Genomic DNA, 23934 nt, shown 5'->3' on the forward strand with positions numbered 1-23934 from the left:
GGGTCAGATCGCTCGGGCGAGTTCGGTGAACGCTGCGGCGACTCGTCGCTTGGGTGGGGCCTCGTGTCCGACTTCGTAGTGGCCGCGCCGCAGGTTCTGTATGAAGGCGTGTCCGGCGATGATCACTTGTGCTGTGCGGTCAGTGCGTAACCCGCGCATCGGGCGTAACCGGTGCTTGAGCTGGCTGTGGTCGGCCTCAACCGGGTTGTTGGCATACCGCTCCACGTGATGCCAGGCCGACGGAACGAGGCCATCGAGTACGGCGGGGTAGACCGGCGAGGCGTCGGTGACCACCTCGGCGGGTGTCACCTTCAGCATCCGCAGCGCCCGCTGGAAGAACCGTCGCGCCGCGGCGGCATCCCGGCGGGCGGAGACGAGGACGTCGATGACCTGCCCCTGCTGGTCTATGGCGCGGTAGACGTACCGCCATACGCCGTTGACCTTCACATAGGTCTCGTCAACAAACCACCGGTCACCAGGTGAGCGACGGATGAACCTCGCGGCGTCGGCCAGCAGCGGGGTGATCCGCTGTACCCACCGGAAGATCGTGACGTGGTCGACCTCGATCCCGCGTTCAACCCAGCAGTTCCTCCACATCTCGGTAGGACAGGTTGAACCGCAGGTACCAGCGGACCGCGACCACGATCACCTCAGCCGGGAACCGGAACCCGGCGAACGCGAACCTGGGCGGCGTCCACGGACGACGATGGCCTGATTGCGTCACCCGTCAACTCTGCCCCAGGCACCGACTGACGACGCAACAGAGCCTTGAGTCGGCCTGGGGCGCGGTGTCGGGATTGCTCCCGGTCCGTTTCCCCAGGCCGACTCAACCAATTCAGCTCCCGTGAAGCGCTCGCACGGCCCACGCGTCCGGACGGTCTGGGGCCGCAGGACGAACTCTTCCACCCGAGACCCCAGAGTCTCGACTGAGCGATGACCGAGGTGGTGCGTGCCCTGCCTCGGGGGGCAGGGTGGTGGCTTTGATTTCGACCCCACCGCGGTGGATCTAGTCGGTCTGCGGTACCCGTCGGCTGTCGGTGGCTTCGGTATGCTGCGGGTGCGGCACTTGCTGGGTGTCGTTGTTTGAGGATCGCGGTCGGCAACCTGCGATGCTCAAGAGCCGGCATGACCAGAAGCCCAAAGCCTCCGGGGAGGCCTCCCCTGTTCAGGGGAGGCAGTCATACATGAATGAGCCCACGCCCGGCCGGCCGCGCGGTGCCGCCGCGGCCAGGGCCTCCAACGCGGCCCGCACGGTTTCGCCGACCATTTCCAGTCGGTTGAGGTCCCGGACCGCGGCGATCACGTGGGTGGCGTCGGTACGTTGCCGGCTACGACCCTTGACCAGCCCCGCCTCGACGAGCCGCTCGAGGAGCATGTCCAACACCATCGGCTGCAGATGGTGGGCGACGAGCCGGGTCCGGAACTGGGACAACACGCTGAAGTCGAACCCCGGATCGGTCAACTCCAGCCCCCAGCAGGTACTTCCAGTCGATCCGACCCCGAACCGCGTCAGCAGCCTGCCGGTCGGTCAGGTTCTCCGCGAACTGCAACACGGTGACCATCGCCAACTGTCCAGGCGAAATCGCGGGCCTGCCCCGGACCCCGAACGCGTCCATGAACGCGCCATCGGAGAACACCTCACCCAACTCGTCACGGACCCGCATCGCCAGCGACCCGTGTCGAAACGCCGCCCTGGCCACCGCCGCCGTCTGCTCGGGCACGTTCGGCAGCGCACGCGGGCGCATCGACATCGAGGACCTCATTCCGGAGGGCAGGATCACAGGACACTCAACCGGAACGCACCCTTCCAGGCCCCAACGATCATCATCACGCGAACACGCCGACCGACCAGAATTAGGCAACAGGGTCCTACATGCCTGGGCGGCGACATTCCGCCTTGGCTGTGTCCAATCAGCATCACCGGGTCGGTCGGACTCGCTCCGGCCATGTCCAGCGCCTGGGCGATCGCGAACGCCCGGGCCCTGCGTCCGCTGCCCGAACCGATCACCGCTCCCGCCGCGCTGGCACGCCTGATCGTCCACCGACACGATCGACTCGGCGGAGTCCTACACGAATACGAGAACGCCGCTTGACCAGCGCGGATGAAGTTTTCGGCATCCGCAACGGCCGCAGGTCATCCCGCTCGGGCTTCGGCATCTTCGGCATGCTCTCCCGGCTGAGCCGCAGGCCCACGCGGTCGGCACGCTGCAGAATCCTTCCGCCCAGGTCCGCGCCTCCTTCCCACGGTCCGACTCGACGAAACAATCCAACCCGGGACCGGGGTCGCACAAACTCACACACGACGGCAGAACTATCCGCCCGCCGTTGCCGCGTCCTCGAACACGAGCAGTTGGGGTGGACTGTTGTCCACCAGCGGCGGGGGCACCGCCGGTTTTGGTACGGGCCGGCCGGGGCGTAAGACCGGGGCCAGCGCCCGGAAGACCCGCTCTACCGCGTCGGCGTTGTAGTCGCGGAAGTCCTCGGTGGCAAGTAGCCACAACCCGCCGCCTGGCAGCGGGTCGACTGCGGCGAACGCGCCGCAGTCGCGGAGGCGGTCCGGCCCACCCGCCGGCTTGACCAGCTCAGCGGGCAGAATGGTGAGCCAGGAATAGCCCCGCAGCATCTGCCGGCAGTCGTTGAGCGTGTACTCCGGCGTTCGATGCTGCGGCGGGTACTGTGCCGGTGGCAGGCTGTCCTCCAGCGCGGTGGCGAACCCTCGCGCGTACGCGATCTGACCGTATCCCGGGTTCAACTGGTCAGCCCACGACCTCAGCGCCGCGAGCCAGCCGCGCTGGACTTCGGGCCCGTGTGCCGGGTCGAGAAATCGATGCTCGCGGTCGCGCGCCTGAAGCACGAGCCATCCCGGGGAGTGCACGCTGTGCTTCGCCGTCAGGAACACGCTCCGCCCGCTGCGGTGCCCCATGTCGTCCAGGTGGCCGATCTCCAGAGTGATCCTCGTCGGCGGGTCTTCCAACTGCTTCCGCAGCCATCGAAAGCCCGCCGCTGAACAGTTACGCTCGGCCGTCTTGGCCGGGGCCGTGACTCCACCGCGTGTGACAGTGACTATTCCCCAGAGTTCGCCTGGCTCACCCAGCGGGTCCCAGGGCTCCTCCCGCGGCCGGGTCACAACCCGCGCCGGAAGCCCTTTCAGGCTGTCCCGGGCGTCCCCGGCCACAGCCATCGACAGCTCGTCGAGCCATCGGAAGGCGACCTCGCCGAACCCGCCGAACCCGCCGGCTGTGGCGACGTCGACATTCAGCTGCATATCTATTGATGGATCAGTCACGCGGAACAACCCCCGATCGACATCCGAATTGACCGTACCGGCAGCGACCGATATTACCCGTCACGGGAGGATCACCGGCCTCCGTACACCAGGGACGGGGATGGGGAGTGGGATCTTCGTAGGGTTATTCTGTTCGACCCACCAGTCCCAGCCGCGCTGCAGCATACCTTTGTCATGGAGTTTGGTGGCCTCGACAGGAGGTTTGGCGTCGGCAGCGTCTGCGGCCTTTATATCGTCGTCGCTCGGTCTCGGGTTTCGGGTCCAGTAGATCACCACACCGTCGTAGCCTTCTTCAGGCGGGCCCTCAGGCCGTTGTCGGTTGGTCGAGGAGTCGACGACCAAGGTCTTGCCTCGTTCGACCGGGTCGGGTCGCATGAGTTCCCGGGGGAGCGCCCGCCCCGCCTCGACCTTCCAGTCGGGGAAGGCTTCCTTCATCTTGTCCATATACCATTTCAGGTCGGGCGGACCGTCGGCCTCGGCGCCTGCTTCGCCGTTCTTCCCGCCGACGTGCTTGACTTCCCAGACGTACCAGGTCTTGGTGACCGGATCAAAGGCGACGATGTCGGCGTATCCAGTTTTGCCATTCTTCTTGCGAGAAGCTCCGGGAATGGGATATTCGGTGAGCACGATCAATCCTGTTCGGGTACGGATCCAGTACGCGGCTAGGTCACGGGCCGCATTGTGTCGGAGAGTCCAAGGATTATTGTTCTCGTTCTCGGCCGAGCCGGACCCGTTTCCACCTTGAGAGCCTTGGGAACCGCCGCTACTACCCTCGTTCGCCGGCGGGTAGTTGTTGTCGCAGGAGTCGCCATTGCCGTTGCTGCAATCCGACTTGAGGCCGCTGGGATCGGAGCGGGTGATCGGGGTGTTGTTCGCGTAGCTGTACGCGTTCCACTGCTGTGGATCCATCAGATCCTGGACTGGATCGACGCTGACGAAGCGTCCCAGCCCGGGGTCGTACTCTCGGGCGCCGAGGTGGGTAAGGCCGCTGGGGTCGGTGTCGCCGCCGACGAAGCCCTTTTGGTTGGGCCAGGTTGGGGTTTGGCCTCGGGCCGTGCCGTAGGGGGTTTGCCGGCGGGTGGTGACGGTTTGGGTGACGGGGTGGATGGTGGTGTGTTGGCTGCCCTGTTGGTCGGTGTAGGTCCAGGTGAGTCCGCCGGTGGTGCGGGAGGCGACGAGTTTGCCGGCGAAGGTGTAGTAGCGGGTTGCGGTGGTAGTGCTGCCTTCGCGGCGGATCTCCTGGCCGGGGAGGTAGAGGGTGGTGCCGGTGGCGTCGCGGCGTAGGAGCCGGTTGCCGCTGGCGTCGTAGGTGTTGCTGCCGGAGGTGGTGCCGTCACCGGAGATGCTGGCGAGTCGGCCTTCGAAGTCCCAGGTGAGGTGTTGGGAGTTGGTGCCGGGTGCGCAGCTGTTGGCGGCTGTGCTGGCGGGTCGGCAGGTGGTGTTGCCTGCGGCGTCGTAGCCGTAGTTGGTGACGACCGCTGCTTGCCCCGAGGCTTGGCTGGTCATCGAGGTGACGGCGTGAGGGCGTACGACGTTTTTGCCGCCGGTGGGAACGGTGTAGGTGCGGGTGGTGTCGCCGGTGCTGGTGCGGGAGACCTCGCTGAGTCGGTTGCCGGCCTTGTCGAAGGTCCAGTCGAGCCAGTAGGGGGCGGGCCCGCCGAGGTTCGCCACGCTGGGGTCTGTTTTGCAGTCGACGCCGGTTTTCGGGGTCCATGCGCTGGTGAGTCGTTGTAGGGCGTCGTGCCGGAAGCATTGGTTGTCGGTGGCTCCTACTTCCGGGGTGTCGGTGATGGAGGTGATGTTGCCGGCCGGGTCGTGGGTGTAGTTACGGTCGGAGATCGGTCCAGTCGCGGTTTCGGGCCGAATGGTGGTGCGGGTAAGCCGGCGGGTGGTCGGGTCGTAGGTGTTGACCTCTTTGACGTAGAGGCCACCGTCGGTCTTGTTGGTGGTGATGGTGGGTTCGCCGTAGGCGGTGTACTCCTGGGTGGCGACGTAGGTGCCAGCGTCGAGGGCAGTGGTGTCCAAACCGGTGGGAAGGCCGGTCGTCTGGTCGTATCGGGTGGTAACGGTTTCGGTGGTGAGGCCGCCAGCGGAGGGGTACTTGACGCTGGTAGGCGATCCGTCGAACTCGGAGTAGGAGTATCCGAGTTGCCAGCTGGTGTTCAGGCCGGGTTCGGTGGCGGGAATGATGTAGGTGAGGCCGCCGGGCTGGTACCGCTTGGTGAAGTTGGTGAACAGTTGTCGGTAGGCGTTGGTGGAGCCGGCCGGCTCGTAGCGGGTGGCTTCGGTGACCTGGCCGCGGACGGTCGCCCCGCCGTAGATGATGTCGACCTTGTCGTACTTCCACCGGGCGGCCTGTTTCGGCGCGGCGGGGTCGGTGTTGTCGTACAGGCCGGTCTTACGGCCGAGCTTGTCGTAGGTGTAGCCGACGGCCTTGCCGGTAGCGGCTCTGACCTCGGTCAGGTCGTCATGGTCGTTGTAGGTGCTGACGGTGACGCCCTTGTCAGGGTCGTTGGCCCGTACCTGCCGCCCTTTGACGTCGTAGGTGGAGGTCCACTCGTTGCCGTCGGGGTCGGCGACCGTGTCCAGTAGGCCCTTGCGGTTGTAGGTGTACCTGGTTGCCTGATAGGGGCCATCGGTGCCCTGGTCGGTGGTGTGCTGGCGCAGCTCGACCGTGCGGCCTTGGGCGTCGGTGACGGTGGTGGTCGGGGTGGCCCCGTCCGGGGGTGTGACGCGTACGGTGTCGCCGGTGTAGGTAGTGGTGGTCCGCCACTTCTCCACCAAGTTCGTGTGCTCGTCAGGGCCGAGAAGGATCTGGGCGACTGGTCGGGACGCGTCGTCGTGCACGGTCTTGGTCACCGCGAGCTGGCTGTACTCCGGCTCCCACCACAGAATCCCCGATGGCGCGCCGGGTTCGCCATGCTGGGCGTAGGTGGTATCGGCGCGGCCGGCACTGTCGTGGAGGGTGTCTGAGACGACTCTGTCCCCACCGATGGTGCTGGTCTGTGTCTGGCGGGGGCGGAGGAGAGCGTCCAGGATCTGGTACGAAATCTGGTAGCCGCCGCCTGCGTGCAGGGTCCGGGTGAGGGTGTACGGGTAGGCGTCGCGCGCAGGGGCGTAGGAGTAGCCGAAGGCAGCTGACGGGGTGTCTTCCCGTCCGGTCCGGGCCCAGCCGTTCTTCCACACCTTCGCTAGCCGGCCGAGTGGGTCGTAGACCATCTCGTTGATCCCGCTGTTGGGATCGGTGTTCTTGATCGCGGAGCCCCAGTAGGGGCGGGTGTCAGTGCTGCTGGTCCAGGCGGTTCCGCCGTTGGGGTCCGGTGTGCTGGTGGTGATCTTGGTGACCGGGCCGCCGGAGGCGGGGGTGTAGGCCGTGGTCGTAGTGTTCCCGCGCGCATCGGTGTCGGTCAGAATCCGGCCGAAGGAGTCGTAGGTGGTCTCGGCAGTGGTCTGCCAAACAGTGCCGGTGCTGGTTTTCCAGTCCTTGAGGTTCTCGACCTTGGTGACCGCGCCGTTGGTCGGCGGGGTGTCGACGCTGGTCGCGCCGTCGTGGTAGTTGCGAGTGTCGCTGATGATGTCGTCGTCGCTGGTCGCCGCTGTGCCGCAGGGCAGCGCTGTCGTGGTGGTCTGTTTGAGCGCAGCGATCAGGTTCCTGCCGGTGTTGCGGTTATAGCTGTTCGTGGTGCACTTCTCGTCACCGGCCTTGGTGGTGTCGCCGTCGTCCTGATGCGATTCGAGCGTGCCGTAGGTGTCGTGGAAGCGGGAGTGGGTGCGGGTGGTCCGCCAACCGGCCTGACCGTCGACGCCGAGTGCGACAGCGGTGTAGGTGGTGGCCGTGTTGGTGAAGCGAGCGGTGACGTTGTCGCCGTTGATGGTCCGCGACGCAGTCTCAGGCGAGCGCCAGGGCACGTTGATGGTCTTCGATACTGGTTTTGTGTCGACACCGTTGTAGACGACCTGCTCTCGGATCATGCCGGCGAACTGGTCCTCGTCGTACACCGTCTCGGTTCCGACGCTGGCCGCGACGGTCACGTTCCGGGTACCGCCGGTGGGTGTTTCCCGGTCACCGTGCATGCCGCGCAGGTAGGTGGTTCGGGTAAGGGTCTGCCGGGGGGCATCGCCGATACGGGTTTCTACGCCGTGGTATCCGCGGAACTGGTTCCACGTCTTACGCTTCGGTTTGACCAGCCCGTCGTCGTCCGCGTAGTGCCACGCCGGGTCACCGAGGTACTTGTAATAGGTGTTCTTGACCGGGGCGGTGTGGTCGGTTCCGTCGACGACCACTCGGAGGTCGGATTCGGACACCTGGGTGACGACGTACTTGTGCCACCACTCGGTGATTTCCGGTCCATCCGGGTTCGATGGGTCCGGGCCGATCAGCGGGTAACAGCGCTTCGGGTTGGCGTGTGGTTCGGCGGGCGTCGTCCCCGCGCAGTCTGGGAGGCTGTATGTGACCTGGATCTTCGCGCCGGTCTCGGTGATGATGTTGCCGATCCGATTGCGGTTGTTCGTGGTGTTGTGCGCGGTCTGGACGCGGTTGGGCAGCGACGTAGGCTCGAACGTCACCGGGGGCAGCGCGACTGGGCTCACCGGGGTGGGTCCGGTGGAGTCGGTGTTGACGACCAGTCCGGTGTGGGTGATGGAGTTGAGCCACATGCCGGCGTAGCGGCTGGCGTCCCCGACGGATGGGTAGGTGTGATCGAGGGCCCAGGAGTCGACGTCTTGCCAGCCCGGGGTGGTCCTGGTGGTGTCCCACACCCGGGTGGTGATCTTCGCTAGCCGCTTGGTGGACCAGAAGGTGGGCGCGTAGTGGTCGTTGCAGGTGGCGGTGGCGCTGGTGCACTCCTGGTCCCAGGGGACATCTTTCCAGCGGGTGGCGTCGTGGGTGCCGCAGTTGGATTCGCAACGGTCGCCGGTCTGAAGGACCACCTGGGCCGTGGGGGTGACCGAACGGTCCTCGCCGTCGGCCGTGGTGCGGTCCCAGGTGCCGTAGTCGATCCGCTTCAGGGTTCCACCGCGGATGTAGGAGACGTTGTCGCCTTCTCCGAGGTTCCTGGCGTAGTAGTTCGTTTCGGTGTTGTACCAGTAGGACATCGTGTTGCCCCGTGGGTCTACCACGTAGTCGAGGTTCCACCGCCACGCCTGGGTGCAGAACGAGTCGTCGAAGCCGCCGCTGTTGTGGCACGGCTCGCCGCCGTGGTTACCTGCCACGGGCAGGGTCCAGGTGGAGTCGGTGGTGTCCGACTGGCCGGGCAGACTGTTGCGGCCGAAGAAGTACTGGCTCCCGTCGGTGGTGGTCACCTTCCAGTACTCGCCGTTGCGGGCACCGTTGCTCGCCCCGCTCAGCTTCTCGATTTTCGCCCCGTCCTCAGTCCGGGAGTGCCATCCCTTCCCCGACTCGAAGATCAGCTCCGAACCGCTGCCGTTGAGCGACAAGGTGGCGTTGTCCGACCGCCAGCACTGATCAGCGGTCTTCTTATCGTTGTTGGCCCCGTCCTTCATGTCGTCCAGACAGGGGACGTAACTGCGCTCGATGAACCCGGGAGCCAATTCGAAGCCTTCCCCTACCCAGGACGGCTGGTTGTTCTCCGCGCTGGATCGCCCGTCGCTGTTGGCTGAGGAGTAGGCAAGCGAGAGGATGGGGGCCGGGCCACCGAGCGACGGCGGCACCCGGAGCGGGTACGCCCAGGAGAAGTCGCCGGTCGCTCCGCCGTGAGACCAGGTCGCGGACGGCGCCAACGGCGTGGCGGTGAAGTCTCCTTCCGGCCCGGACGGCGCGGCGGCCAACGCGACGACGGTGTCGGCCGCGACCGCTACCTTGGCGCTCACCGTGCCGTCGGCGGTGTTGTTCACCGACGGCAGTGCGCTCGGCCGGCAGTTCTCGCCCTCGGCCGCTGGTTCGGCGCAGGCGGGGGGTAGCTGCCACAACCGGAGCCGGGTCGCCCAGTCGCCGCCGTAGGCGTGCCGGAAGGCGCGGTAGTCGACGGAGAGCTTCACCGGGTCGGATCCAGGCGTGGCCGAAGCTGGGGTCAGCCGCAGCAGCAGTGCGTCTCGCCACGTCGCGCTGGTTTTCGCCCGGTCGAGGACCTCGATCGTCAGCTCCGACGAGCCGGCTGCCGGACCGGCGGACGCGACCCGCAGGGGCAGATTCGGCACACTCATCGGCGCGGCCCGATTGCCATCCCCACCGGCGAGGTTCACCCGTGCCTTACCGGGCTTGGGCCACACCGGTGCGGGTAGGGCGACGCTTTCGGCCCGCTTCGACGGCCACGCCACGCTCTTGGCGGGGTCGCCGACGTTGTCCAGCTTCTCCACCTGGCCACCAGAGCGGAACGTCTGGTTGTCGGAGTCCGGGGCGGCCTGCGCCGCAGAAGCGTGTAGGAAGGTCGCCACCAGCACGGCACTGACGGTGGTGCCGACCGCGGACCGGACCGACCGGCGTGATGGCATACAGACTCCTACCGTGTTGGCCCATCGACTCGATCGTGTTCTCACGACTGCCTTCCATCCACGCCGCACACCCTCAGGCCCTTCCTGGCCGACGTCGTCCCGCCGGCACCGACGCCCGGCACCGGCTTGTCCCTGATGCGACACGGTCACCCCTCGACCGGATCGAGCGCCTGCTCGTCGAAGAGCCTGGACACCGCAGCGTCGGTCATCGCGCCCTGGTACACCCGCAGGTCGTCGACACCGCCATGCAGGTAGTCCATGAAGCCGTCGTGCCACAGCGTCCGACCCACCTGCATCGGCCCGACCGAGGCCATCGGCCTCCACGGCAGTGTCTTCGCGCCGGCGGGTTCACCGTTGACGTACAGGCGGATCTCGTTGCGGCCGGCGTCGTACACCCCGACCAGGTGAACCCAGCCGTCAATCTCAGCCAGGGCCGGTGACTCGACTCCGACCTGCTGGGCGGTGGTGCTGTCCTCGTCGGTCACCGCGAACGACCACTTCCCGGTGCCCGGGTTACCGCTGTCCGGCGCGTACTTGATCCAGTAGGCAGACTCGTGGAGACCCGACTGGGACACGACGGTCTGGTTACGGGCACCGGCGTCGATGTAGCCCCAGACCGACACCGTGAACGAGTCGTCGGTGCGCAGCAGGGCCCCATCGCGCCAGTCCGGGCTCACCTCGGTCCCGGCGTTGTTCTGCGACCGGCCGTACTCCTGCGTTGCTTCCCCGTAATGCGGGTCCGCAGGATCGTCGGCGAAGTGCGTGCCGTCCAGGAGCAGGGAACTGCCGCGGTAGCCGTAGCCGACCAGGCTTCCCGGCGTAAGAGTCAGCCGGCGGTTGAACGGTCCGTCATCTGATGCCTGGCACGGCAGCGGGTCCGTTGACGGTTCGTAGCACGGGAACGCGTTTTCGAACCCCCACCTGCCCACCTCAACCGGCGTGAAGAAGCCTGGCTCGTCGTCGGGGTAGCTGTCGGTGGCGAGTCTGCCGGTGAAGTCCTGCTCGACCAGGACCCGGTCGAAGACCTGCGCGTCCGCGATCGCCCCCTTCCACCAGTTGCCCGCCGTGCCGTGGGAGAACCCGCGGCCGATCACGAACCGTCCGCCCGCCTGCCACGGCGTGACCGGACGGTCCGCCTCGGCGACGAGGATTCCGTCGATGAACAGGCGAAGCTTCCCAGCCACCTTGTCGTACACGCCTGCGATGTGCGTCCACCGGCCGACCTGCCCGGCGGGGATCGCCGTGGTCGTCACCGCCGCCCGGGTAGCGCTCGACTGCGCCGCGGTGTCCTTCATCACGAACGCCCATCGGGGCGTCAATGGTGAGCCTTCCAGTCGGGTACCCAGGTGGAACCCAGCGCCATCGGTGCCGTCCTGCGCGGCCACCATGATGTCGTCCGCCGTTGGCAGCGCGGACAGGCGTACCCAGGCGGCGACGCTGAACGACTGGGAGGTGTCCACTAACGGGCCGGTCGTCGTCATCGCCGAGGTCGTGCCGTTGAAGTCAGCGCTGGCCCCGCGCACGATCCGCACGTCCGGCTTCCACGTCACGTTCGACGCCGCCAGAGGGGTCTTGCCGGCCATTTCCTGGACATCGTCGAGCGCCTGTGCCTGGTCCACTCCCGGGTAGGTGTCGAGCCGCCATTTCGCCACCGGCGGCGATGGACGGTCGACGATTATCGTCGTCGACCCGTGGCCCTCACTGAGCGCCGTGTTGGTCGCCGAGATATACAGGACGTTCTCGCCGTAGTTCGGGGCGGCGACGGTGATGCTCGCCGTGCGTGGCCCGGTGCCGGTGGCAGCGACCTCCTTCGTGGGTGGATAGGTCCAGCCGTACCGGAACTTCGTCACCGTTGCGGTGTTCGAAGACAACGTGAAGGTGTTCGGCTCGCCGGGCCCGTTCAGCGGGTTCGTCGCCGGCACGGCGGAAACGTCCGGGACGGTGGTGTCGATGGTGATCTCGCACCACGCCGACCACTCACTGGGCAGGTTGTAGGGAGCCGGGTCCGTGGCCATCGCCCGGAACGCGTACGAGCGGCCGTTGACCAGGCCGGACAGCGACGCCGTGGTCGACCGGCCGTTCGCCGGCACCGACGCCCCGGCCGGGGCCGGTAGCCGCGGCGTCGAATTGCCGTACACACCCCCGGCGGGAATCTCCAGCCACTCGTAGGCGGTTCGCAGCGCCTGCGTGGTGTCCGCGTCTGGGAACACTGCCGACAGGTTCGGGGTCATCGTGCCCACCACCGTCCGGACGCCCGTGGCGCAACCGCGGCCGGCCGCTTGGAGGCTGTGCGGCTTGCCTGGGTAGGAGCTGTAGTCGACGATCAGCTTCGCGTTGTTCGGGAAGAACTTCTTCCACCGGTTCCCGGTCGACTCACCGGTTCCCGCTGTGTCGCTGCAGGCGCAGAAGCCCATCGTGATGTTTGGCGCCTTCACCTCGGCGTGGTTCTGAATCGCGGTGGTGATCAGTCCGCTTTCGAAGTTGACGTCCTGGTCCGCGTCCGGCTCCTCGCAGCCGTCGGCCTCGTTGCCGTGTGAGTAGGCGCTGGCGAGCCTCTGGTTCATCCGCGGCGCCCAGCTCGCCCTCGGCGTCGACGACATCGGGCCCGTGTGCCACAAATATGTAATCGTGTCCGCACACGACCAGGAATGGTCCAGCTTCATGTACACGTGAGCCGTCCGGATGTGCTTACCGCCAATCGCGGACAGCGGAAAGTCGAAGTAGGAACGGTAGCGAACGCCGGTATCCGGGTTCAGCCCGACTCGGGCCACCGCGATGTCCCCGTTGCTGGAGTTGTTGTGTGTGGCGTAGGACCATCGTGACTTCCCCGTCGACCACGGCGGGTCCACAAAGACCGGAAAGACGGCCCGCTCTCCCGTGAGCATGTCCTCGTCCGGCCGCAAGACCAGCCCACCATCATGAGTGACGTCGACATCGACCGGCGCCGTCAAAGCTGCATCACCGGGACCGGTCGGCGACGATTCCGTGGCAGCTCCAAGCGCGCCGGCAGCTCGTGAGGTCGGCTGCCCGGACGGCTGCGTCGAATCCCACATCACCGCAGGTGTCGCCTCCGCGAGCACCACATCGCCCGCCAATGCCCGCAGCCCACCGTCGGGCGACGGTACTACCCGCACGTCACCGCCCACGTTGAACCGGACCTGCCGCAACGCGGGGTTCCCCGCGGCCTGCTCAGTCTTGATCGCCAGCACGTGGGTGAATCCGGTCCGGGTGGCACGCACCACCAGGTCCACTCCGGGCAGGACCTCCGGGTAGGTGGCGATCTCCGCGGACACCACAGGCGCCGGCAACGGAGCCGGCCATGAAAGAGTGAACACTCTCCCAGCCCGGGCCATGGTCACCAACGGTCCCCCACCGCCGTCCGAAATCCGAACGTCAGCGGTTGAAACCGCTGGCCGCCACAACCCGTCGCCGCCCCGGCCCAGCGTGAGATCAATTGGCGCCCACGACCCGTCTGCACGCCGGGCCCGCTGCGGCACCACCGCCGCCTCCAGCTCGAACCCGCCGTCAGGCTTTGCCACGATCTGCGTGAACTCCGACCGCCCCGATTCGACTTCAACCCGCTGACCCGACTGTCGAGCCAACGTGGTCGCCGACGCCTCGTTCGGAGCCACCAAGGGCCCTCCCCGAGGAGTCTGCACAGGAAAGGGTGCCGCCATCGCCGCCGACACGGGCACGAACACCAGTCCCGCCGCGATCACACCCGCAAGACAACTCGCCACCAGGCCACGTCCAGCCCCCGTGCGGGCATGCCACGACTCCGGCACCCAACCAGCAACCACCACAACCCCCCGTGACCGGCAGATGACAGCTCGGGACTCTATAGCCCACCAAGATCACGTGTAAAGAGTCGTCACTGTCGGTAATCGCAAACCGGGCATGGGTTGACTACTCGTACTATCAACGGGTACGCACTGTGCAAGATCGATCCCACATGTTGTCCATCAACGCGTTGATCTTCTATCCATGGCTTACCCATGGACGTCGTCGGCGTGCGCCGCGTCTTCATCGAACACGGCCCCGACTAAACACTGGCCGTCGACGTCGTAACGGCCGTGGGACTCCGCGCTGTGGCCCGTTCACGGCCTGAAGCAGTGGCAACGGCACGGTAGACCCGCGTGACTGCCCGAACCAGCCACCATCCCGGCGACATCAGCCGCGAGCGAGACTTCCCCTGCCCCCGGTGCTCCCATGCCGGGAGCGACCTGCAGGTCCTAGCCCAGACGATCGACCTGCTCGACGGGGTGGAGTAGGCCGCGGCTCGCGATGCCCGTCCGGGCAGCCTGGCTAGCCGATCCGGCGCGTGGCACCGCCACCATCGCGACCCGTCCTACCTGTACCGGGGAGGACGCCTGCTCGCCGTGCGACACGCCGTCGACCGCTGGACAGCTGACCCTGCCAGAAGCCTGACCGTAGACCACACCGCAGCCGATGTCCTCAACACCAGCCAACGCCGCCACCAGCACGGGCGACGGATCCCTCAGGTCATAGCAACGGTCATGACGATGCTTCTGCTCATCGCCGGTGGCGCAGCGGTGGCCGCCATCAGAGCTGCCGCCGAGCCAGACCAACAGCACGCCCTGGCTTTCTCCCGCAAGCTTGCCGCTCAAAGCCGAGCCATTAGTACGACGAGTCCGCTTGGATCCAGGCGACTGGCGGCGACGTTTCACATCGCAAAGACACAAGAAGCAGCTGATGCAATAGGTGCATTCCCATCTGGCTACAGACACGTACTTCCCCATGCCAATCTGGTAGCCGCCATGGCGTTCAGGCATGACGATTAACTTCTCGCCACTGCGAGCAACAACAAACGGTGCGACTCTGGAACCCCACCAACAGCAAACCCATCGGATCCCCACTCACCGGCCACACCGACGACGTGAACGCGGTCGTGTTCAGCCCCGACGCCCAACGCCTCGCCACTACAAGCAACGACAAGACGGTGCGGCTCTGGAGTCCAGAACTCCACGTCGACCCGGTCCGGAGCCTGTGCGAACAGGCCGGGGAAATCAGCCACCAGGAGTGGGCCTCCTACGCCGCCGGAGAACTATTCGTCGGCATATGCTCGTAGCATCGGTGGGGTACATCTTTATGCCCGGCCTACCCTCGATTACTCGCGCCTGACGTCGGTTCGTCCGATCCGGCAGTCTGATCGAATTTGTACCGGGCGCGGCGGCCCTGCCACGACAGCGATGGCCATCGCAGGTCGGCGCGGTGGCCGAGCAGCCGAGATCGACTGATCGGCCAGGTACAAGTTGGCTGGTGACAGGCACATGACCAAGGCAGAGTCAGGCGGCGTCACCTACGGCTTCTCAGGGTCCCAACGGCAGCGTTAGCCAGGTGAGATGTGCCGAGTCCAGCCACCCGCCTATAGATCTGAGGCACCTCTGCCTGTTGAGCTGGATGGACCCGCCGTGATGAGCCGCATCGCTCGCTGGACCGCCGCCCTGCTCCCCCGGTCGCTGACTGTCGGCGGCCAGTAGATACTGGCTCTGGCACGAAGTTGGGATGCCGTTGGTGATCTTGGTGTCAGTCGTCAGTCGGTGTGTGGAAGAGTTCTTGCAGACGGCTTCGGGGTCGTCGGCGTTGGTTGGGCCGGTGTTGGGTGAGTCGGACAATGTTGGTGCCGGCGGCGGTGAGGACGTGTTGGACGTGGGTCTTTGCGAGCCCGCGGTACCGGCAGTGGCGCAGGCCGTGCGCGTGGACGGTTTCCGAGACGGTGGCCTCGCACCCGGCGCGTAGGGCGTAGCGGCGTTTCCACTCGGGGGTCTGCTGCACCGCGCGGGCCCGGGTCTGGATCTTCTGCAGCGGCTCGGGCAGTAGGAGCAGGTGTCGGCCTTTGCCGTCAACGTTGCCGGTGCATTGCAGCCGGGCGGTGCAGGCGCGGCAGTCCGCCCGCCGGAACAATACCGACAGGCGTGGTTTGCCATCCGCCACCGTGGGTTTCCACCGCGGACTGACCGTTCCTTGCGGGCACGTCATGGTTTCGGCCTGCCAGTCGACGTGGAAGTCTTCCTTGGCGAAGCCGGGCCGTTCGTCAGCACGCGGGTCCTGGCGGACCGGCCCGACAACGGTTATCGCGTACGCGGTCGAGGCCCGGTGAATCGTTTCGGGTGTGACGTAGCCGCTGTCGAGGTAGTGATCCGCCGGCGTGATGCGCTGCTCGGCCAGCGCGGTGTGGATCGCCTCGACGACGTTGACGTCCTGTTCCGGGGCCGGGGTTGTCACGACGTGCACGATGAGGTTCGGTCGCTCCTGGTCACAGGTTTCGGTCTGGTGGTCCTTGTAGCCGACCCATTCGACCTTGCCCGGCTTGTGACTGAACCGCGCCTGCGGATCATGCGGCGACACGACCTCCACCCGAGACCACGGCACTCGAGCGGGCTCCGCATCATCATCGGTCGTCGTGCCCCTGGAACGCCGCCGCGTGGTGCCCTCCCGGCTCTTGCGAGCTCGGGACAGCTTCGCCTCCCGCCACCGCAACTGCCCGGACTCGTCATACCAGTACTGCTGGACCCAGACCCGACGCAATACCTCGACGGCGCCCACACGCGGACCACCTGTGGGCGCCGCCCGGCCGTAGACAGCCCGCAGTAAGGCGATGCCGTCAGCGCCGACCTGCTCCACGTACTGCCGCACCGCAGCCGCACCAGTCGGCTGGCGCTCGTGACGCGCCGCCCGGCCGTACCGTTCGGCCCAGTCCGGCGCCATGACCCCGGCCAGCCACACCTCGTCCAGCTTGGCCAGTGCCTCCAACGCGGCACGCATCGTTTCCGCGACCAACTCCACTCGACTGAGCCGGCGAACCGCAGCGAGCACATGCGTGGAGTCGGTGCGCTGCCGGCCGCGAGCCCGCACCAGTCCCGCCTCCGCAAGCCGATCCACCATCACCGCGAGAAGCCGATCAGCACGGTCGCCCTCGGCAAGCCGGTCCCGGAACTCACTGAGCACCGAATGATCGAACCCAGGCTCGGTCAACTCCATCCCCAACGCGTACTTCCAGTCGATGCGACACGACACCGCCCGAGCCGCCTGCCGATCGGTCAGGTCCTCCGCGTACTGCAGCACCGACACCAACGCCAACCGGGCCGGCGACACCCCACGCCGGCCATCGACCGGAAACCAGTCGCTGAAATCGTCGTCGACGAACAAGTCCTGCAACCGGTCCCTCATCAACATCGCCGGTGTACCCTTCGGGCTCGCCGCCCACGCCACCCGCGCCGTCTCCACCGGAACAACCGAACCCGAACCACGACCTATCGACATCCCGCTACTTCATCACCGAGGTGCCGTCGCCTCGATCAGCGACGCGCCCAGACCGATCACGCAATCAAGATCGCCAACAGCATCCAAAATGTGTGCCAGAGCCACGATTGAGGCGGCGTTGACAACCGCAACACGTTGACCCCAGACGGACAGCGGAGTAGCGCCCCAACGAGCCGCCGCGAGATCGAGACCGAGCGGGGCCGGCCCTGGACCGCAGCCGAGCAGACCCACTGGCGCCGTTGCGTTATCGGATCGGCGGACGCGTCGGACCTGTGCCCGGGTCCGGGGTCAGATCCCTTGGGCGAGTTCGGTGAACGCAGCGGCGACCCGCAGAGCGGGCGGGGCGTCGACGGCGAGTTCGTAGTGTCCGCGGCGCAGGTTCTGCATGAACGCGTGCCCGCCGATGATCACCTGTGCTGTCTTGTCCGTTCGCAGGCCCCGCATCGGTCTCAACCGGTGCTTGAGCTGGCTGTGATCCGCTTCTATCGGATTATTGGCATACTGCTCGACGCGGTGCCACGCGGACGGAATCAGCTCGTCGAGCACGCCGGGGTAGACAGCGGCGGCATCGGTGACTACCTCTGCGGGTGTCGCCTTCAACGCCGATAGCGCCCGGCGGAAGAACCGCCGGGCCGCGCCGGCGTCTCGGCGGGCCGAAACCAGCACGTCGATGACCTGCCCCGCCTGGTCGACCGCCCGGTACACATACCGCCACACACCGTTGACCTTGACGTACGTCTCGTCAACGTGCCACCTGTCACCTGGGGAGTGCTGGCAGAAGCGGGCGGCGTCGACCAGCAGCGGCGTGAACCGCTGCACCCAGCGGTAGACGGTGACATGATCAACCTCCACGCCACGTTCACCCAACAGCTCCTCAACGTCGCGATAGGACAGGTTGAACCGCAGATACCAGCGCACCGCGACCACGATCACCTCCGGCGGGAACCGAAACCCGGCGAACGCCGACGTCGGGGACAGCCACGGGCGGGAGCGGGTCGATGACGTCACCGCTCAAGCCTGCCCCGATCTTGCCAACGCTCAACGCAACGGAGCCCCGCCATCTCGTATACGTGCCCGTCAGCGAGCTGGCAGGGTACAGAGTCGGCGACATCCTCGGCTTCACCGTCCAAGCCAACGACAAGGGCGCCTTCGCTCAACAAGTGGAGCAGGTCGAGGACGAGGCCGCCTAATTCACCGAAGCGCGATGCCCCGGGCGGTCCCGCCCGGGGCATCGCGCTGTACGCGCTTAGCGCTAACGAGCTCGTGCGCAATAGGACGGTCGGTGGCGTCGACCCGGCGTAAGCGATGATCTTCGGGTGTCGATCCGGTGGGCTCGTCGTGTGTTCAGTCATCCCGCGTTCACAGGGATCTCCTGCCCTTCCCCTCGTAGCGTGGAGGGCGCCGTTGCGTTGCGGCATCGTAAACGCGTCAGGCTCGTGCCGGAGGGGCGGTCAGATCGCCTGGGCGAGTTCGGCGAACGCTGCTGCGACCCGCAGAGCGGGTGGGGTGTCGATGGCGAGTTCGTAGTGGCCACGGCGGAGGTTCTGCATGAAGGCGTGTCCGGCGATGATCACCTGTGTTGTCTGGTCCGTTCGTAGCCCGCGCATCGGTCTCAACCGGTGCTTCAACTGGCTGTGATCAGCTTCGACCGGATTGTTCGCGTACCGCTCGACGTGGCGCCACGCGGACGGAATCAGCTCGTCGAGCACGGCAGGGTAGACCGAGGCGGCGTCGGTGACGATCTCGTTGGGTGTCACCTTCAACGTCGACAGCGCCCGCTGAACGAACCGCCGGGCGGCGCCAGCGTCACGGCGAGCCGATACCAGCACGTCGATGACTTGCCCGTACTGGTCTGCCGCCCGATACACGACCGGTTGAATCCGCCGAATACTGCTCGGCCGACTTCGCTCGAGCCTGCGCCCGCTGGAAGGTACGCCAGTCGATGGGCCGCGTCGGGTCGTGCTTCGACAACGCCGTCGCCGAGGCCACCTTCTCCACCATCAAGGTCGAGTACGTCCACCGCCGCCACTTCCACACCCGCACCGAGGCCCGCCTGAAAATCGCCACCTGGATCACCGACTTCTACAACCGGCGCCGTCGGCACTCCGTCTGCGACTGGCGATCCCCCATCGACTACGAACGATCAGAGACCCGCGCCCTGGAGGCCCAGGCCGCATAACGACGCCCTCCACGATTCCAGGGGATTGACATCCGTGTCAGCGCGGAGTGTCTGGCGAATGCCGGCGCCGGCTCCGGTCCACGCCGAGGCACGCGACGACCGCAATGGCGCGTTCGTCCAGGAACAACTGAAAGTGGTACGACGGGCCCTCGGTCTCGACTCCGCCGACGCGGACCAGGTCATCACCTCTCGCACGCAGGTCTGCCACCGCCTCGGCGAACCCAACCGTTCCAATTCCACGCTCGAGTGTGTGGCGCTCACGCAGGGCATAGGTCGCCGCGAGTTTCGAGGCCGGCTGCACGTTCTCGGTGACCCAGAACCGGCCACCGGCCAGGACCGCCTCCCGGCAGGCATCCCGCACCCCACCATCGCGCCGCAGGATGCGGGCAAGATGTACACGCTCCACCCGCGCAATGTACATCAGCAAGATGGTGACCCGAGTCATCTGCAACGTCCCAGTCGGAGCACGTCGCGCTTCGTGACCGGCGTCCCCGGCCGGTGGAGGAAGGTCGGTCGCCGGTCGGCCGACGAGGTCTGTCAACTTCGAGCCGCTCATGACCAGTTGCGCCGGGGGCATACCGAACTGGTCGAACCGCTGGTCGAGCAGGCCCTTGCTACCGGTGCGCAACTGGCGAGTGAGGACGGCTACATCACCCGATCGACCGTATGGTTTATGGCTCACCCCATGGAGTCGGACCTGTCTCGAAGTTACGATCCAAAGTGCTCCGGACGGACCGCAATCGACCCATTCGGAGGCAGCCTTGCGGACCGCGTTGCGTTGGCTGGTCACAGTGTCCACCGCCACCGCTGTCTTTGGCGCCCTCTGGTGGCTCTTCCGGACCAGATTCGACCTTGACAACCAATCCGCGATCGGTGTGGCGACGGTCGGTGTTGGGTTTGTCTTGACCTCCCTGGGCTGGTGGGCGGGAAACCCTAGGAACGCAGCACACCGTAACGATCCCCCGGCGGCCACCGCGAAGACGGACGACGATGCGCCAGCCGCCTGGAACGTCCCGGCACGAAATTCGCACTTCACGGGACGTGCTCGAGAGCTGGACCGGCTGGCTGCCCTAGGGCGTGCCGCAACCCACAGCCTGACCGGCATCGGTGGGGTTGGAAAGACACAATTGGCGCTGGAGCACGTATGGCGCCATGCCGCGCACTACCGAATCGCCTGCTGGATCGCCGCTCAGACTCCGGACACAGTCGAGTCGCAACTGGCCGACCTGGCCTTGGACCTCGGTCTCGTGCCGCAGACTGCGACCACGGCGGTGGGCGTACGCCGTTTGCGCGACTTCCTGAGCCGCACCGCCGGGTGGATCCTTGTCTTCGACAACGCGGAAAGCACCGGCCCGATCTGGCCGCTGATACCCGACGGACCCGGCGAGGTCATAATCACCTCGCGGCACGGCGACTTCGTCCAGTTGACGCCCACCCTCACTCTCGAACTCATGGCGCGCCGAGACTCAATCGCCCTGATCCGAAAGGCACTGCCTGACCTCCCAGTCGAGTCCGCCGACGCACTCGCGGACGCACTCGGCGACCTCCCGCTGGCACTGACCCAGGCCGTCGGATACCTCACGCAAACCGGTGTCTCGCTGCCGGAGTACCTGCGCCTGCTGGCGAGCCGTCCCGCCTTCGCACTTGAGGCCGGCCCGACGGGTGCGTACCCCCGGTCCCTCAACGCTGCCATCTCGCTGACTCTCGATCAGCTGGCGACACGTCATCCGGCGGCGTTGCGCCTGCTCCGCGTGCTCGCCCTCCTCGCCCCGGAACCGATCCCCTCGTCCTGGCTGGTCGAAGCGGCTGCGACGAGCAAGGCAGACGAAGTCGCTTCCGCAAAGACGGGTGAGGCTCTCCTGCCGGACGGCGCGGGCGAGACGGCGCGCGCTCTCGCAGTCCTCGTCAACTACGGCATCCTCGGCGTCGCCGGAAACACGGTGCAACTGCATCGCCTCACCGGCGCCGTGGTGGCCGACTCGGTGCCGCCCTCGGCACATGATTCCTACCGCTGCGCGAGCCACGCCCTGCTGGCCGCGGCAGTCCGGACCGACGCGAGCGATCCGAACGGGTGGGGGGCGTATCGCGCCCTTCGCCCCCATGTGGAGGTCGCCGAGCCGTTCACGTCCGTGCATCCGGTCGCCTGGCGGCTCGTCTATCGGTTCACCGAGTTCCTGTTCTACTCCGGGGACTTGAACGGCTGCCTAGCCTTCGCCCGGGCGGCCACGGAACAGGGCCGCCGAGTCCTTGGCGAGGAACATCCCGATTGGCTCAGGGTAGCGAAGTTTCTAGGGTACATCCTCATTATCGACGGTCAGGTAGCCGAGGCGCGCGAGCTGACCAAGCGCATCGCCCAGCTCTCTTCAGCTACTTGTGGCTCGGAGTCGCGCGACACGCTCGACGCCCAGAGCCTGCTCGCGGGCAGCCTCCGCGCCGCCGGTGAGTTCGAGCAGGCTTGCCGGATCGAGGAGGACGTGGTGGCGACGGCACGGCGGGTGCTCGGCGAGGACGATCCGACGACCCTGGCCCTCCGACACAACCTCGGGGTGGCGCTACGGAACGTGGGACGGTTCGAAGAGGCGCTCCGGCTCAACCTCGACACGTACCGGCGACGCGTGGTGGCGATCGGTACAAGTCACGCCGAGACTTTGAGAACCCGCAGCTGCGTTTCCATCAGTCAGCGGGAATCTGGCGACTACACCGGGGCCGTCCGTCATCAGGAGCAGACCTATCGCCAGCACGTCCGGGTATTTGGGGACCAGCATCCGGAGTCCATACTGGCGGCCCGCCATCTAGCTGTTTGTATGCGCCGGGCTGGCGACTACGCCGGCGCGCTGAGGGTGAGCCGCGCTGCTGTGGAACGATCGCGCCTGGTGTATGGAGAAGACCATCCGCAGTCCATCTACATCGCCGTCGCTCACGCCGCTGACCTGCGCTTCGCTGGATCGCCGCACGCGGCGTACGAACTGACGGCAGCCCTGCTCAAGCAGTACACGCGACGGTACGGCGCTGCTCATCCCAACACCCATTGCTTACGGTCGAATTTAGGCGCGATCCTGCGCGGTCGGGGCGACGTGGGGTCAGCGCTGCGGTACGCGACCGCAGCGTACGACGGCTTAGCCGAGTCGCCTGGGGAGCACCACCCGTACACTCTGCTCGCTGCCGTCGAACTCGCGAACGCCTACAACGCTGCGGGTGACTTGCGGGCGGCCAGAGAGTTCGGTGCGACTGTCCACGACGGCCTGACTCGCCGCCTCGGCACCGGTCACCCGGTGGTCTTGGGGTTCGCCGCTAACGTCGCCTTGGACGCGTACCACTGCCGCGAACGGCCGACACTCGATGAGCATAGGATGGCGGTCCATGCGTTCGCCTCGGCAGTGGGTGTCAAGCACCCCATGGTCAGCTCGCTCGGCGGGCGCGAGCGATTCAGCCAGGACATCGAGATCTTTCCCTGGTGACCGAAAATAGCGTCATTCGAAGGTGCCGTTGCGGTCGGTCCCGATGCTGCGGGTGCCGAAAATCCGGCCTCGATAAAACACCAGCTCACAGACCGTGCGACGAGTTTTCGCACGGCACAAGGATCACAGGACACTCAACCGGAACGTACCCTTTCAGGCCCCAACGATCATCACTACGCGAACACGCCGACGCGATCAAAATTAGGCAACAGGGTCGTACAGGTACAGCGGCGCGATGCCTTAAACCAGATGTCTCGGCGGCTCTGCTCTCTTGACGACCCTCGATAGGCTGTGAGTCATGCAGGTAGTGCACGGCGTTCGGAGGGGTTATCGGTTCGTACGGGGAGGGTTAATGATGGATGAGCCAGACACGGCACTGTTGGTAGCACTTGCTGAATACGAATTCCTGAGAGAGTCAAGTCGCACGGCACTCGAACACGGAACGTCGAGATTCCACTTCTACATGATCGTGTCCTCAGGTGCCGCCGCCGTAGCCACTGCGGTGATCACCGCTGGGCATGACCTGGACGATACTGCGACAACCATTCTGGCGACTCTCGGCGTGGTGGTCTTGATACTGGGCGCGTCGATCTTCGCCAAGCAGACCGAGTACCACACCCGACTGCGGCGATACAGCGTCGCTCAGAACTTGGTTCGAACGTTCCTTGCCCGGCGAGCCCCTGAGGTGGCGCCATACCTGTTGCTGCGAACGCTGGACGCCGACGGTAGTCCCCACATGCCTCATGTTCCGAGAACTCGACTGTGGATCTACGACGCCGCCAGCATGACTGGCGTAGTCGGTATGATCAACAGCTTGCTAACGGGTGGCGCCGTCGCGGCTTTAACCTGGCACTCAGGCGGCGCGAGATGGTTTGTCATCGCCTCGGCGACGACTGCGTTGGCGCTGGCGGTGTCCGGGCACGTGGCTTATGCCCGGGTGGTGGTGGCCGCTGCGGACAGGCGAATCGCAGAGGTAATAGCTGAGCGGTTTCCGGCTACCGCTCCGCAACCATCTCGCGGTGCTGACACCGGGATGGATCGCGTGACCGAGGTCCAGCAAAGCTGAGCAGATCCAACTGCCCCGCATCTGGCGGCGGCCAGCTAGGTGTACTGCCCAGGGAGGTTGGTCGAGATTGTGTGACGACACGATCTGATGTCGTAGGTAGGTGAAGGCCTCCGGTTGTGGAGTGGAGCTGTCTAGGAACCGCTCCGCCAACCAGGAGGCCTTCGTGTCCCACGCTAACGCTGCCTTGACCCCGCGCGCACGTCTGCGTCTG

14 protein-coding genes and 3 pseudogenes are annotated in these 23934 nt (G+C 66.3%); 6 read left to right on the forward strand and 11 right to left on the reverse strand.

The features are described from left to right. Positions 1-3: 3 nt before the first annotated feature. From I0C86_RS03120 to I0C86_RS44850, 3 genes and pseudogenes are all read right to left on the reverse strand, one after another. A pseudogene (locus I0C86_RS03120) lies at positions 4-724 on the reverse strand (IS6 family transposase). Positions 725-1165: 441 nt separating this feature from the next. Next, positions 1166-1462 carry a hypothetical protein gene (locus I0C86_RS42850; protein ID WP_230393475.1) on the reverse strand — a complete coding sequence of 99 codons (297 nt, stop codon included), beginning with the start codon at positions 1460-1462 and terminating at the stop codon, positions 1166-1168. Between the two features lie 55 nt (positions 1463-1517). Beyond that, positions 1518-1763, reverse strand: a pseudogene (locus I0C86_RS44850) (IS1182 family transposase); the annotation flags it as partial. A 183-nt stretch (positions 1764-1946) separates the two neighbouring features. Here I0C86_RS44850 and I0C86_RS03130 point away from each other — a divergent pair. Continuing rightward, positions 1947-2093 (forward strand): hypothetical protein, encoded by a 147-nt coding sequence (locus tag I0C86_RS03130; protein ID WP_230393469.1) that lies wholly within the window; start codon positions 1947-1949, stop codon positions 2091-2093. Between the two features lie 218 nt (positions 2094-2311). On the opposite strand, the gene I0C86_RS03135 is transcribed toward I0C86_RS03130, so the two are convergent. From I0C86_RS03135 to I0C86_RS03150, 4 genes are all read right to left on the reverse strand, one after another. Beyond that, the gene (locus I0C86_RS03135; protein ID WP_196199660.1) at positions 2312-3286 is read right to left on the reverse strand and encodes a hypothetical protein; all 975 of its coding nucleotides are present in this window, start codon (positions 3284-3286) and stop codon (positions 2312-2314) included. Between the two features lie 60 nt (positions 3287-3346). Continuing rightward, positions 3347-9736 (reverse strand): RHS repeat domain-containing protein, encoded by a 6390-nt coding sequence (locus tag I0C86_RS03140; RefSeq protein ID WP_196199661.1) that lies wholly within the window; start codon positions 9734-9736, stop codon positions 3347-3349. Positions 9737-9882: 146 nt separating this feature from the next. Next, the gene (locus I0C86_RS44855) at positions 9883-13029 is read right to left on the reverse strand and encodes a LamG domain-containing protein (protein WP_196199662.1); all 3147 of its coding nucleotides are present in this window, start codon (positions 13027-13029) and stop codon (positions 9883-9885) included. Between the two features lie 939 nt (positions 13030-13968). After that, entirely contained in the window at positions 13969-14529 is a 561-nt protein-coding gene (locus I0C86_RS03150; RefSeq protein ID WP_196199663.1) for a hypothetical protein, read from the reverse strand. 38 nt (positions 14530-14567) lie between these two features. On the opposite strand from I0C86_RS03150, the gene I0C86_RS03155 reads away from it, so the two are divergent. Beyond that, complete coding sequence (locus I0C86_RS03155; protein WP_196199664.1) at positions 14568-14825, forward strand: WD40 repeat domain-containing protein; 258 nt, start codon at positions 14568-14570, stop codon at positions 14823-14825. A gap of 458 nt (positions 14826-15283) precedes the next feature. Here I0C86_RS03155 and I0C86_RS03160 read toward each other — a convergent pair whose 3' ends face one another. Further along, complete coding sequence (locus tag I0C86_RS03160; protein WP_267145298.1) at positions 15284-17020, reverse strand: IS1182 family transposase; 1737 nt, start codon at positions 17018-17020, stop codon at positions 15284-15286. 288 nt (positions 17021-17308) lie between these two features. After that, entirely contained in the window at positions 17309-17998 is a 690-nt protein-coding gene (locus I0C86_RS03165; protein ID WP_196199672.1) for an IS6 family transposase, read from the reverse strand. Between the two features lie 20 nt (positions 17999-18018). Between I0C86_RS03165 and I0C86_RS03170 the strand changes: the two genes are divergently transcribed. After that, a complete protein-coding gene (locus I0C86_RS03170) occupies positions 18019-18210 on the forward strand; it encodes a hypothetical protein (RefSeq protein WP_196199665.1) in 192 nt (63 codons plus the stop codon). Between the two features lie 261 nt (positions 18211-18471). Here the strand turns inward: I0C86_RS03170 and I0C86_RS03175 are convergent. After that, positions 18472-18888 (reverse strand): annotated as a pseudogene (locus I0C86_RS03175) (DDE-type integrase/transposase/recombinase); the annotation flags it as partial. Here I0C86_RS03175 and I0C86_RS03180 point away from each other — a divergent pair. Continuing rightward, on the forward strand, positions 18873-19199 hold the full coding sequence (locus I0C86_RS03180; protein ID WP_255527592.1) for an integrase core domain-containing protein: 327 nt from the start codon (positions 18873-18875) through the stop codon (positions 19197-19199). The pseudogene I0C86_RS03175 and the gene I0C86_RS03180 sit on opposite strands and share 16 nt — an antisense overlap. Positions 19200-19236: 37 nt before the next feature. On the opposite strand, the gene I0C86_RS03185 is transcribed toward I0C86_RS03180, so the two are convergent. Continuing rightward, positions 19237-19827 carry a hypothetical protein gene (locus I0C86_RS03185; RefSeq protein WP_196199668.1) on the reverse strand — a complete coding sequence of 197 codons (591 nt, stop codon included), beginning with the start codon at positions 19825-19827 and terminating at the stop codon, positions 19237-19239. Positions 19828-19990: 163 nt separating this feature from the next. Between I0C86_RS03185 and fxsT the strand changes: the two genes are divergently transcribed. After that, the gene (gene fxsT, locus I0C86_RS03190; protein ID WP_196199669.1) at positions 19991-22657 is read left to right on the forward strand and encodes an FxSxx-COOH system tetratricopeptide repeat protein; all 2667 of its coding nucleotides are present in this window, start codon (positions 19991-19993) and stop codon (positions 22655-22657) included. 298 nt (positions 22658-22955) lie between these two features. Continuing rightward, positions 22956-23723 (forward strand): hypothetical protein, encoded by a 768-nt coding sequence (locus I0C86_RS03195; RefSeq protein ID WP_196199670.1) that lies wholly within the window; start codon positions 22956-22958, stop codon positions 23721-23723. Positions 23724-23934 lie beyond the last annotated feature (211 nt).

The organism is Plantactinospora alkalitolerans (genome assembly GCF_015690345.1).
Taxonomy (GTDB): domain Bacteria; phylum Actinomycetota; class Actinomycetes; order Mycobacteriales; family Micromonosporaceae; genus Plantactinospora; species Plantactinospora alkalitolerans.

Excerpts from the sequence above, each read along its gene's own strand:
- I0C86_RS03150 (WP_196199663.1), bottom strand. The coding sequence starts at position 14,529 with ATGCCTGAACGCCATGGCGGCTACCAGATTGGCATGGGGAAGTACGTG.
- I0C86_RS03195 (WP_196199670.1), top strand. The coding sequence starts at position 22,956 with ATGCAGGTAGTGCACGGCGTTCGGAGGGGTTATCGGTTCGTACGGGGA.
- I0C86_RS03170 (WP_196199665.1), top strand. The coding sequence starts at position 18,019 with ATGACGTCACCGCTCAAGCCTGCCCCGATCTTGCCAACGCTCAACGCA.
- I0C86_RS03140 (WP_196199661.1), bottom strand. The coding sequence starts at position 9,736 with ATGCCATCACGCCGGTCGGTCCGGTCCGCGGTCGGCACCACCGTCAGT.
- I0C86_RS03160 (WP_267145298.1), bottom strand. The coding sequence starts at position 17,020 with ATGTCGATAGGTCGTGGTTCGGGTTCGGTTGTTCCGGTGGAGACGGCG.
- I0C86_RS03130 (WP_230393469.1), top strand. The coding sequence starts at position 1,947 with ATGTCCAGCGCCTGGGCGATCGCGAACGCCCGGGCCCTGCGTCCGCTG.